This window comes from Ramlibacter sp. PS3R-8 (assembly GCF_037572435.1).
Taxonomy (GTDB): Bacteria; Pseudomonadota; Gammaproteobacteria; order Burkholderiales; family Burkholderiaceae_C; genus Ramlibacter.
In genome coordinates this window covers 717,419-728,966 of record NZ_JBBHGT010000002.1, presented here as the reverse complement: position 1 = coordinate 728,966, position 11,548 = coordinate 717,419, and the positions used below count along the sequence as shown (strand labels likewise).

Sequence of the window (11,548 nt, the reverse complement as noted above, 5' to 3'; positions counted from 1 at the left end):
GAAGACCACCCTCCTCAAGCGCGTGCTGAGCGAAGCGCACGGGCAGAAGATCGCCGTCATCGAGAACGAGTTCGGCGAGGAGAACATCGACAGCGACATCCTGGTCAGCGAGACCAAGGAGCAGATCGTCCAGATGAGCAACGGCTGCATCTGTTGCACCATCCGCGAAGACCTGCGTTCCGCGCTGCAACTGCTCGCCGCCAAGAAGCGCAAGGGCCTGCTCGATTTCGACCGCGTCGTGATCGAGACCACCGGCCTCGCCGATCCCGGGCCGGTGGCCCAGACGTTCTTCATGGACGATGAAATCGCGGAGAGTTACCTGCTGGACTCGGTGCTGACGCTGGTGGATGCCAAGCACGCCGAAAAGCAGCTGGACGAGCGCCAGGAGGCGCGCCGCCAGGTGGGCTTCGCCGACCAGATCTTCATCAGCAAGACCGACCTGGTGGGCAAGGACGAAGTCGACGCGCTGATGCACCGGCTCAAGCACATGAACCCCCGCGCGCCGCAGCAGCCGGTGAACTTCGGCGAAGTGCCGATCAAGGACGTCTTCGACCTGCGCGGCTTCAACCTCAACGCCAAGCTGGACATCGACCCGGACTTCCTGAAGGAAGACGGCCACGACCATGACCACGCGCACGGGCATGACCACGACCACGAGCATGGCGAGGACTGCGACCACCCGCACCACCACGCCCACGACGACGACGTCAAGAGCTTCGTGTTCCGCTCGGAGCGCGCCTTCGACCCGATGAAGCTGGAAGACTTCCTCGGCGCCATCGTCAACATCTACGGCCCCCGCATGCTGCGCTACAAGGGCGTCCTGCACATGCAGGGCACCGAGCGCAAGGTGATCTTCCAGGGCGTCCACCAGCTGATGGGAAGCGACCTCGGCCCGCCCTGGGCCGACGGGGAAGGGCGCACCAGCAAGATGGTGTTCATCGGCATCGACCTGCCGCGCGACATCTTCCTGCAGGGGCTCGAGCAGTGCCTTGTCTGACGCCCGCCGTAGGTGTGGTCCGAGCCGCGCCCGCTTGAAGGCGGGGTTAGGCTGGCGCCCTTCGACGTCAGGCACAAACCCCGCCCATGTTTGTCTCGCTTCCGCAACTCACGGAACCTGCCGCCCGCAGGGAGGGGCACTCGCGTCCACATGAAAAGGAGGTCCACGGTCGTGCACAGCAGGACAATCAGGGTATAAAGCCCGGTCATGAAGGCGTTGCAATTACAAGAAAAGGCATGGATGCTGTCCCCGGACCGCAGGCCGCCGGCGCCGATGACGCGAGGAGACGGGAAGTGAAGGCTCAAGCCAAGGTCGTTGCCAAGACCAAGAAACCAGCGGCGAAAGCCAAGCCCGCACCCAAGGCGTCCAAGCCGGCCGCGAAGGCCGGCAAGCCTGTTGCCAAGAAAACGCCCCCGAAACCCGTAGCCAAGAGCGGCCGCCCGGCTGCCAAGCCTGCCGCCAGGCCCGCCACGAAGCCAGTGTCCAAGGTCGCGTCCAAGGCTCCGGCCAAGGCTGCCTCCAAAGCGCCGTCCAAGTCCGCCAAGGTCGCCGCCAAGCCGGCTGCCAAGAGCGCGGCGGGCAAGGCGCTGGGCGCGGTCGCCAAGGCGGTCGTCAACGGCGCCAAGGCCGTGGTCGCCGCCGCCAAGAAAATTCCTGCCAAGGCCAGCCCGGCCCCCGCCCCGGCGGCCGCTTCCAAGGCATCCCCTCCACCCACGGTCCCCAGGAAAGCGGCATCCCAGCCCGCTGTCGCCAAGCCCGCCTCCTCGCAGTCCGCTGCGAGGCCGCCTGCTGCGACGGCACCGGCTGCGGGCTCTGCCCCCGTCTTCGGGTCCGCCAAGGCAACCTATACCCCCATGGCCAACCAATCCGTCCTGCCGCCTCCTCCGGTCGTCGCCGTCAAGAAAGACCCCAAGCTGGCGAACAACTGGAAGACGAAGACCATCGAAGAACTCTCGGACGCCGAAGTGCTGGCCATGCCGGACTCGGAGTACATGAACGAGAAGCAGATGGCGTTCTTCCGCATGAAGCTGCTGCAGCTGAAGACGGACATCCTCAACAGCGCCGGTGAAACCACCGAGCACCTGCGTGAAGACACCGTCATCGTCCCCGATCCCGCCGACCGCGCGACGATCGAGGAGGAGCACGCGCTCGAACTGCGCACGCGGGACCGCGAACGCAAGCTGCTCAAGAAGATCGAACAGTCCATCAACCGCATCGATGCGGGCGACTACGGCTACTGCGACGAGACCGGCGAGCCGATAGGCGTCGGCCGCCTCCTGGCCCGGCCCACCGCCACCCTTTCGCTCGAGGCGCAGCAGCGCCGCGAGCTGAAGCAGAAGATGTTCGGCGACTGAAGCCGCGCGAAGGCAAGCAGTTCTCCCACATGGCAACGAAGGACGAATCCGCACCGGGTGGCCTGCTGTCCAGGGTGGTGCGGTTCGTCAAGAGCCCCTCCACCAACTGGGGCGAGGGTGTCGAGGCGGACACCGACCGCGAGAGCTCGTACTCCAAGCAGATGCTCAAGGAGATGATCGAGCGCAAGCGGCGCAACGACTTCGTGCGCAAGCGCGAATTCGACATGCTGCGCAAGATGCGCCGCAGCGAAGTGCTTTCGGGACAGGACCCCGGGCTGCGCCCCTCCTTCTTCCAGAGCTCGATGCCGTCCAAGCCGGACGATCGCGCGACCACGCTGAAGAAGATCGACGAGATCGAGGCGCAGATGTCCATGCAATGGTGGAAGACCAAGCATGGGCCGCAGTCGCAGTCGTCCCAGGTGAACAGCGAATACCCGATGTCCTCGCACATGACGCCGGATGCGCTGCGCGCCGGAGCGGGAATCCCCAATGCCGCCGCTGCGCCCACCGCCAGCTATTCGCGCACCGCACCGCAGGAACTGAGCCACGCGGTCACCGCCCCGGCCGAGCCCTCGCCTTCGCTGATGGATTCCGTGCTGCCGGCCCCTACAACCGCGCATGCCGGGCTGGTGCCGCAGCGGCAGGAGCCGGTTCCCTCGGCCCGCGCTCCGCTGGCCCCCATGCCGCCGCCGCAGGTTGCGCCCACGCCCCAGGCTGCGGCCCGCATCGAAGCCGTCAACGGCACGCCCAGCCTGCCGGGCTCGTTCTCCCAGTCCAAGCAGTTCGCGATCCAGGTCGAGGAATTCGCGCACGACCCCGAACTGGAGGAAGCCTCGATCCGGTTCGCCAATGGCGATGACGACGGCGCCGAGGCCGGCCTGCTGGAAGTGCTGGGCCCCCAGGGCACGCGGGTGAACCACGACGAAACCTGGCTGACGCTGTTCGACCTGTACCGCGCGATCGGGCGGCAGGCCGGCTTCGAGAGCGCTGCGATCGACTTCGCCAGCCGCTTCGGCCGCTCGGCGCCCCAGTGGTTCTCGCTGCCGGAGATCGTGGGCCGCATGAACGCGACGGTCTCCACCGCCGTGCCCAGCGGCGTGCCGGTGGCCGACTGGAACTGCCCGGCCATCTTCGGCACGCAGACGCTGGCGGCGCTGAACGCGGCCTTGAACAAGGCGAGCCCGCCCTTCAAGCTGAACTGGGCCAAGCTCAATTCCATCGTCGATTCCGCCGTGGAGCCGCTGACCAAGTTGTTCACGCTCTGGACCACGCAGAACCTGCAGTTGCGCTTCATGGGCGCCGACTCGCTGGAGAAGGTGCTGAAGGACGCCACGCCCTCGGGCGACCGCTCGACCAACCCCGCGTGGTGGAAGCTGCGCATGGAAGTGCTGCGCGTCATGCACCGGCCGGACGAATTCGAGCTGGTTGCGCTGGACTACTGCGTGACGTACGAGGTGTCGCCGCCGTCCTGGGACAGCGCGCGCTGCGACTACAAGACACTGCAGGCCGACGGCAGCGTGGCCCGCAACACGATCATCGGGGAGGCCTTCCGCGACTCGGTGGTGTCCAGCTTCGCGGTGGGCACGGGCTTTGGCGACTCGGGCGCGCCTTCGATGAACTCGCAGATGTCCAGCGTGGCGACGGTGGAGCTGTCGGGCCAGATCCTCGGCGACGGCAAGGAGGCGATCGACATCCTCGACGCCAAGCTGGCCGACGCGGACATCATGATCGTCTCCTGCGCGCGCCTGATGCGCATCGACTTCACCGCGGCGGGCACCTTGCTCAACTGGGTGACGGCGCGCGAGGCCGAGGGCCGCCAGGTGCAGTTCGTCGACGTGCACCGCCTCGTGGCCGCGTTCTTCAACGTCATCGGCATCAGCGAGCACGCGCGCATCGGCGTGCGCAACGACTAGGCGCCCTGGTTCCCGCCTGCGGGGGGATGACGGCTGCGCCGTCACTTGCAATGCGGGGGGACGGCCCCCAATTGCAAGGGCTATGGAACAGTTTCACGGAACGACCATCATCAGCGTGCGGCGCAAGAGCGCCGACGGCCGCTGGCAGGTGGCGATCGGCGGCGACGGACAGGTCACCCTCGGCAACATGGTCGTCAAGGGTTCGGCCCGCAAGGTCCGCAAGCTCTACCACGACAAGGTGATCGCGGGCTTCGCGGGTGCCACCGCCGACGCCTTCACCCTGTTCGAGCGCTTCGAAGGCAAGCTCGAAAAGCACCAGGGCAACCTGGTGCGCGCGGCCATCGAGCTGACCAAGGACTGGCGCACCGACCGCGTGCTGCGCAAGCTGGAGGCGATGCTGGCCGTCGCCGACCGGGAGTCCTCCCTGATCATCACCGGCAACGGCGACGTGCTGGAGCCGGAAAACGGCATCATCGCCATCGGTTCCGGCGGCGGTTATGCGCAGGCGGCCGCCAAGGCGCTGCTGGACAACACCGAGCTCGGCGCCCGCGACATCGTCAAGAAGTCCCTCGAGATCGCCGGCGAGCTTTGCATCTACACCAACATGAACCATACGATCGAGGTGCTGGAGTAGGCGAGGCGGACAGCCGCATCCGAACAGCCGAACAGCCGAACAGCCGAACAGCCGGACAGCCGGACGCAGAAGGCGCAGAAGTTACGCAGAAGGCGCAAAAGGAACCCAAGAAAACTTCTTTTGGATTTTTCTGCGTCTTCTGCGTAACTTCCGCGTCTTCTGCGTCCGGTAGTCCTGTCTTCCTCCATCTTTCAGGCCCCCACATGTCGTCCATGACCCCCCAGGAAATCGTCTCCGAGCTCGACCGCCACATCGTCGGCCAGAAGGACGCCAAGCGCGCCGTCGCCATTGCGCTGCGCAACCGCTGGCGGCGCCAGCAGGTGGACGAGAAGCTGCGCCACGAGATCACGCCCAAGAACATCCTGATGATCGGCCCCACCGGCGTGGGCAAGACCGAGATCGCCCGGCGCCTGGCCAAGCTGGCGGATGCGCCCTTCATCAAGGTGGAGGCGACCAAGTACACCGAGGTCGGCTACGTGGGCAAGGACGTCGACGCGATCATCCGCGACCTGGCCGAAATCGCCGTGAAGCAGACGCGCGTCGCCGAAATGCGCAAGGTGCGCGCGCGGGCGGAGGACGCCGCCGAGGACCGCATCCTCAACGTGCTCATCCCGCTGGCGCGCACCGAAGACGGCGACAGCACCGCGCGCCAGGTGTTTCGCAAGAAGCTGCGCCAGGGCGAGCTGGACGACAAGGAAGTGGAGATCGACGTCGCCGACACCAAGCCGCAGATGGAGATCATGGGTCCGCCCGGCATGGAAGACATGGCCGAGCAACTCAAGGGCATGTTCGGCCAGATCGGGGGCAACCGGCGCAAGACGCGCAAGCTGAAGATCGGGGAGGCGATGAAGCTGCTGGTCGACGAGGAGGCCGCGGGCCTGGTGAACGAGGAAGAGATCCGCGCCGCAGCCATCTCGAGCGCGGAGCAGAACGGCATCGTCTTCATCGACGAGATCGACAAGGTGACGTCGCGCAGCGAGGGCTCCGGCGCGGAAGTCTCGCGCCAGGGTGTGCAGCGCGACCTGCTGCCGCTGGTGGAAGGCGCGACCGTGTCCACCAAGTACGGCCCGGTCAAGACCGACCACATCCTGTTCATCGCCAGCGGCGCATTCCATCTTTCCAAGCCGAGCGACCTCATCCCCGAGTTGCAGGGCCGCTTCCCGATCCGGGTGGAACTGGATTCGCTGTCGGTGCAGGATTTCGAAGCGATCCTCACCACCACCCATGCCTCGCTGGTCAAGCAGTACCAGGCCCTGCTGGCCACCGAGAACGTGCAGCTGAGCTTCACCGCCGACGGCATCACCCGCCTGGCGCAGATCGCCTTCGACGTGAACGAGCGCACCGAGAACATCGGCGCGCGCCGGCTGTCGACGGTGATGGAACGGCTGCTCGACGACGTCAGCTTCGAGGCCAGCCGGCTGGAGGGGCAGGCCGTCAAGGTCGACGCCGCGTACGTGGATGTGCGTTTAAAGGAACTCAGCCGGGACGAGGATCTTTCCCGCTACATCCTTTAGCCGCCTCAAGCTCTACATGCAGAGCGGCGCGTAAGTGCTTGCTTTAGAACGAAAATCGGGGGCTCCAAGCCTCCGGTTTCGCTTCTAAGTGCTTGATTTCATTGCCAAAAGTTACCCGGGACGGTTGCGCCTCAGCGATTTCCTGCTACAGTGCAAAAAAGTGCAATGAAGTGGTGGAAAGTGGAAGTCCACCCCATCCATTGCGCTTCAACTGTAGGGGCTGACCAAGGTGTTCCAGGGCGCGTCATCGCTGAGTCTCGATGCCAAGGGTCGGCTGTCCATGCCGACCCGGCACCGTGACGTCCTGGCCGCCACGGCTTCCAACCAGTTGACCATCACCAAGCATCCGCACGGCGGCCTGATGGTGTTCCCGCGTCCCGAGTGGGAAACATTTCGTGAACGCATCGCACGGCTCCCCATGGCCGCGCAATGGTGGAAGAGAATCTTCCTGGGCAACGCGATGGACGTCGAGCTCGACGGCACCGGACGCGTGCTGGTGTCGCCGGAACTGCGCGCCGCGGCGGGCATCGAGAAGGACGTGATGCTGCTGGGGATGGGCAACCACTTCGAACTTTGGGACAAGGCGACTTACGAGGCCAAGGAGGCCGAGGCGATGCGTGGCGAGATGCCCGAGGCCTTCCAGGACTTTTCCTTCTAGAGGCAGGCGGTGGAACGCACATGGCAACACACCACCGTCTTGTTGAACGAAGCAGTAGAAGCCCTCGTCACCAAGCCGGAAGGAACATACGTCGACGCGACCTTCGGGCGCGGCGGGCACTCGCGGGCGATCCTCGCGCTGCTGGCGCCGCAGGGCCGGTTGATTGCCTTCGACAAGGATCCCGAAGCCGTGGCCGTTGCGAATGCCATCGAGGACCAGCGCTTTTCGATCCGGCACCAGGGCTTCGCGGCCCTGTCGGAGCTCGAAGCGGGCAGCGTCACCGGCGTCCTGCTGGACCTGGGCATCAGCTCGCCGCAGATCGACAACCCCGCGCGGGGTTTTTCCTTTCGCTCCGACGGACCGCTGGACATGCGCATGGATCCCACGCGCGGGCAGAGCGCCGCGGATTTCCTTGCCACCGCATCGGTGGAGCAGATCGCGGAGGTGATTCGTGAATATGGCGAAGAACGGTTTGCTGTGCAGGTTGCAAAGGCGATTGCAGCTCGGCGACAGGAACGGGGCCCTCTTGCAACCACCGCCGAACTGGCCCAGCTCGTGGCTGGTGCGGTCAAGACTCGCGAGCCGGGCCAGGACCCTGCAACGCGCACATTTCAGGCTCTTCGGATTTTCGTCAATGCCGAGCTTGAAGAGCTGCAACAGGCGCTGACCGCGAGCCTTCACGTGTTGCAACCCCATGGCCGCCTTGTCGTGATCAGCTTCCACTCGCTGGAGGACCGCATCGTCAAGCAGTTCATCGCGGCGAACGCGCGCGATGTCTTCGACCGCCGCGCGCCCTTTGCCGAACCCAGGGCGATGAAGCTGCGGGCGATCGAGCGCGTCAAGCCCACCGCCGACGAAGTGCAGGCCAATCCGCGCTCGCGCAGCGCGATCATGCGGGTGGCCGAGAGGACCGACGCATGATCCTGCGGTTGAACCTCTTCCTGCTGGTGGTGCTGGTGGCCAGTTCGCTGTACCTGGTGCGCGTGCAGTACGAGTCGCGCCACCTGTACGCCGAGATCGAGCGGGCGCAGAACGAATTCCGCAAGCTCGAAGTGGAGCACGAGCGCCTGCAGGTGGAAAAGCGCGCGCAGGCCACGCCCGGCCGCGTGGAAAAGGTCGCCCGCGACCAGCTGCAGATGCGGCCGGCCACGCCGGCGATCACGCAGTACGTCACGCTCAAGGGAACCCCATGAGCCGCCGGGCCGCTCCCACGGCGAATGCCGCAGCGCTTCGCGCGGAGGCTTCCAGATGAGCGGGCGTGTCGTCGCTTATTCGTCCAGCCCGCTGCTGGCCAGCCGCACCCCGGTGTGGCGCAGCAAGTTCATCGTGGCCGGCATCGCGCTGGCCTTCCTGGGCCTGGCCGGCCGCGCCGCCTGGGTGCAGGTGATCGGCAACGACTTCTACCGCAAGCAGGGCGAGGTGCGATTCGCCCGCACGCTGGAACTGGCCGCCAACCGCGGCCGCATCGTGGACCGCAACGGGCTGCTGCTCGCCACGAGCGTGCCGGTTCCCAGCATCTGGGCGATTCCCGAGGACGTGGAGCGCGACAAGGTGAAGCTGGCGCGACTGGCCAGGCTGCTGCAGATGCCGCTGGCCGAGCTGACGGCCAAGCTGGCAGAAGAAGAGAAGAACTTCGTGTGGCTCAAGCGCCAGGTGGACGAAGCCACCGCGCGCGAGATCGCGGCGCTGGACATCAAGGGCGTCTTCCAGCGCAAGGAATACCAGCGCAAGTACCCCGAGGGCGAGGCCGCCGCGCACGTGGTGGGCTTCACGGGCGTGGAGGACCACGGCCAGGAGGGCGTGGAACTCGCGTTCGACAAGGACCTGGCCGGCCGCCCGGGATCGCGCCGCGTGATCAAGGACCGCATGGGCCGGATCGTCGAGGATGTCCGCGAGCAGGTGCCGCCGGTGGACGGCAAGGACCTGCAGCTGTCCATCGACAGCAAGGTGCAGTTCTTCGCCTTTCAGCGCCTGCGCGAGGCCGTGCTGGAGAACAAGGCGAAGGCGGGCAGCGTGGTGGTGCTGGACGTGCAGACCGGCGAGATCCTCGCGCTGGCGAACTACCCGAGCTATTCGCCCGGCAACCGGCAGAACCTCAACGGCGCGCAATTGCGCAACCGTGCGCTGACCGACACCTTCGAACCGGGCTCCACGATGAAGCCCTTCATCGCGGCGTTGGCGCTGGAAAAGGGGCTCGTCAAGCCAGGCACGCAGATCCAGACGGCGCCAGGCCGCATCACCATCGGCGGCTCCACCATCACCGACTCGCATCCGCACGGCGTGCTGACGGTCAGCGAAGTGATCCAGAAGTCCAGCAACGTCGGCACGGTCAAGATGGCCATGCAGATGGAGCCGAGGGACATGTGGGAGATGTACAGCCATGTCGGCCTCGGCCAGCGGCCGCAGGTGCCGTTTCCCGGCGTGGTCAGCGGCAAGCTGCGCGCCTACAAGACCTGGAAGCCGATCGAGCAGGCGACCATGAGCTACGGCTACGGCCTGTCGGCCAGCCTGTTCCAGCTGGCCCGCGCCTACAGCGTGTTCGCGCGCGACGGCGAGCTGATGCCCGTCACGCTGCTCAAGACCGACCTGCCGGCCGCCGGCGTGCGCGTGCTGCAGCCGGCGACGGCGCAGGCGGTGCGGCAGATGCTGCACATGGCCACCCAGAACGGCGGCACCGCGCCGCGCGCGCAGGCCATGGGCTACTCCGTGGGCGGCAAGACCGGCACCGCGCACAAGCAGGAAGGCAAGGGCTACGCCGAGAAGAAGTACCGCGGCTTCTTCGTCGGCGTCGCGCCGGTGGACAAGCCCCGCATCGTGGTCGCCGTGATGATCGACGAGCCGAGCGGCGGCCGCTACTTCGGCGGCGATGTCGCCGCGCCGGTGTTCAGCGCCACGGTTCAGCAGACGCTGCGCATGCTGGGCGTGCAGCCGGACATGAACGTCAAGCCCCAGATCGTCGTGCAGGCCGTGGAGGAGTCGTTCTGATGCTCGTCCTGCACAGTCCCCGCGAAGCCGCCGACTGGCTGCGCTCGCGCATCACCGGAGAACTGCATTGCGACAGCCGCAAGGTCACCGCCGGCGACGGCTTCATCGCCTGGCCGGGCGCAGCCACCGACGGCCGCAAGTTCGTGCCGACAGCACTGCAGCAGGGCGCCAAGGCCTGCCTCGTGGAGCGGTCGGGCAGCGAGTCCTACGGCTTCGACAGTGACGCCGTCGCCGCGTACGAAGGCCTGAAAGCGGCCACCGGGCCGATCGGGTCGCTGTTCTACGGCGAGCCGACACTGGAGCTCGACGTGCTGGCCGTCACCGGCACCAACGGCAAGACGTCGACCGCGTGGTGGCTGGCGCAGGCGCTCAGCAACCTGAAGCCCAAGGCCATCCCTTGCGGCATCGTCGGCACGCTGGGCATCGGCCGTCCGCCGCACGTCGAACACACCGGCCTCACCACGCCGGACCCGGTGCTGATGCAGCGCCACTTCCGCCGCTTCCTGGACGAGGGCGACCGCGCCTGTGCGATCGAGGCATCGTCCATCGGCGTCGTCGAGCGGCGCCTGGACGGCAGCCGCATCCGCGTGGCGGCCTTCACCAACTTCACGCAGGACCACCTGGACTACCACGGCTCGATGCAGGCGTACTGGCAGGCCAAGGCGGAACTGTTTCGCTGGCCGGGGCTGCAGGCCGCGGTGATCAACGTCGACGACGAGAAGGGCGATGAGCTGGATGCGATGCTGCAAGGCGGCAGCGTCGAGACGTGGACGTACTCCTGCGTGCGCGATGCGCGCCTGCGGGCCCGCGACATCGGCTACACCGACGAGGGCTTGCGCTTCGTCATCGCCGAGGCCGGCGAGCAGCACCTGCTGCAAACCAGGCTGATCGGCCAGTACAACGTGTCCAACCTGCTCGGCGTGATCGGCATGATGCGCGCGATCGGCGTGCCCCTGGCCGCCGCGGTGGCCGCTTGCGCCGACCTGCTGCCGGTGCCCGGCCGCATGGAGCGCCTGAACGAGGCGGGCCGCCCGCTGGTCGCGGTGGACTACGCGCACACGCCCGATGCGCTGGAGAAGGGCCTGCAGGCGCTGCGGCCGCTCGCGCAGCAGCGCCGCGGCCAGCTGTGGTGCGTGTTCGGTTGCGGCGGCGACCGGGATCCGACCAAGCGTCCGCTGATGGCGGCGGTGGCGGAGAAGAACGCGGACCGCGTGGTCGTCACCAGCGACAACCCGCGCAGCGAGAAGCCCGAGGCCATCATCAGCCAGATCCTGCGCGGGCTGTCGCACGCGGAGTGCGTGGAGGTGCAGGCGGATCGCGCGATCGCCATCGCGGACACGGTCTCGCGCGCGGCTGCCGCGGATGTCATCCTCGTGGCTGGAAAAGGGCACGAGGACTACCAGGAAGTCGCAGGAGTGAAGTTCCCGTTCTCCGACCAGAAGCATGCGATGCAGGCGATCCGCAAGTACGGAGTCGGCGCGTGACCAAGCCC

At 66.8% G+C, this 11,548-nt stretch carries 10 protein-coding genes; all 10 read left to right on the top strand.

Features of this window, described 5'->3' with window-relative positions:
- A partial coding sequence (locus tag WG902_RS11375; RefSeq protein ID WP_340060165.1) for a CobW family GTP-binding protein occupies positions 1-997 on the top strand: 997 nt, incomplete at its 5' end.
- Positions 998-1,476: 479 nt separating this feature from the next.
- Positions 1,477-2,352 carry an RNA polymerase-binding protein DksA gene (gene dksA / locus WG902_RS11370; RefSeq protein ID WP_445263680.1) on the top strand — a complete coding sequence of 292 codons (876 nt, stop codon included), beginning with the start codon at positions 1,477-1,479 and terminating at the stop codon, positions 2,350-2,352.
- A gap of 29 nt (positions 2,353-2,381) precedes the next feature.
- The gene (locus WG902_RS11365; protein WP_340060163.1) at positions 2,382-4,265 is read left to right on the top strand and encodes a hypothetical protein; all 1,884 of its coding nucleotides are present in this window, start codon (positions 2,382-2,384) and stop codon (positions 4,263-4,265) included.
- An 82-nt stretch (positions 4,266-4,347) separates the two neighbouring features.
- Positions 4,348-4,899, top strand: coding sequence for an ATP-dependent protease subunit HslV (gene hslV, locus WG902_RS11360; protein WP_340060162.1), 552 nt, complete (start codon positions 4,348-4,350; stop codon positions 4,897-4,899).
- Between the two features lie 203 nt (positions 4,900-5,102).
- Positions 5,103-6,413, top strand: a complete 1,311-nt coding sequence (hslU, locus tag WG902_RS11355; protein ID WP_340060161.1) for an ATP-dependent protease ATPase subunit HslU — start codon at positions 5,103-5,105, stop codon at positions 6,411-6,413.
- A gap of 229 nt (positions 6,414-6,642) precedes the next feature.
- Positions 6,643-7,071 carry a division/cell wall cluster transcriptional repressor MraZ gene (gene mraZ / locus WG902_RS11350; protein ID WP_340060160.1) on the top strand — a complete coding sequence of 143 codons (429 nt, stop codon included), beginning with the start codon at positions 6,643-6,645 and terminating at the stop codon, positions 7,069-7,071.
- 9 nt (positions 7,072-7,080) lie between these two features.
- A complete protein-coding gene (rsmH, locus tag WG902_RS11345; protein WP_340060159.1) occupies positions 7,081-7,992 on the top strand; it encodes a 16S rRNA (cytosine(1402)-N(4))-methyltransferase RsmH in 912 nt (303 codons plus the stop codon).
- Positions 7,992-8,264: a cell division protein FtsL gene (ftsL, locus tag WG902_RS11340; RefSeq protein ID WP_340060195.1), complete on the top strand. Its 273-nt coding sequence runs from the start codon at positions 7,992-7,994 to the stop codon at positions 8,262-8,264. Before rsmH ends, ftsL begins: the two co-directional genes overlap by 1 nt.
- 55 nt (positions 8,265-8,319) lie before the next feature.
- The gene (locus WG902_RS11335) at positions 8,320-10,056 is read left to right on the top strand and encodes a peptidoglycan D,D-transpeptidase FtsI family protein (protein WP_340060158.1); all 1,737 of its coding nucleotides are present in this window, start codon (positions 8,320-8,322) and stop codon (positions 10,054-10,056) included.
- Entirely contained in the window at positions 10,056-11,540 is a 1,485-nt protein-coding gene (locus tag WG902_RS11330) for a UDP-N-acetylmuramoyl-L-alanyl-D-glutamate--2,6-diaminopimelate ligase (RefSeq protein WP_340060157.1), read from the top strand. Before WG902_RS11335 ends, WG902_RS11330 begins: the two co-directional genes overlap by 1 nt.
- Positions 11,541-11,548: the final 8 nt, after the last annotated feature.

What these genes read in the sequence shown, in the direction of transcription:
- WG902_RS11365 (WP_340060163.1), top strand. Translation starts at nt 2,382, where the DNA reads ATGGCAACGAAGGACGAATCCGCACCGGGTGGCCTGCTGTCCAGGGTG.
- hslV (WP_340060162.1), top strand. Translation starts at nt 4,348, where the DNA reads ATGGAACAGTTTCACGGAACGACCATCATCAGCGTGCGGCGCAAGAGC.
- hslU (WP_340060161.1), top strand. Translation starts at nt 5,103, where the DNA reads ATGTCGTCCATGACCCCCCAGGAAATCGTCTCCGAGCTCGACCGCCAC.
- WG902_RS11335 (WP_340060158.1), top strand. Translation starts at nt 8,320, where the DNA reads ATGAGCGGGCGTGTCGTCGCTTATTCGTCCAGCCCGCTGCTGGCCAGC.
- WG902_RS11330 (WP_340060157.1), top strand. Translation starts at nt 10,056, where the DNA reads ATGCTCGTCCTGCACAGTCCCCGCGAAGCCGCCGACTGGCTGCGCTCG.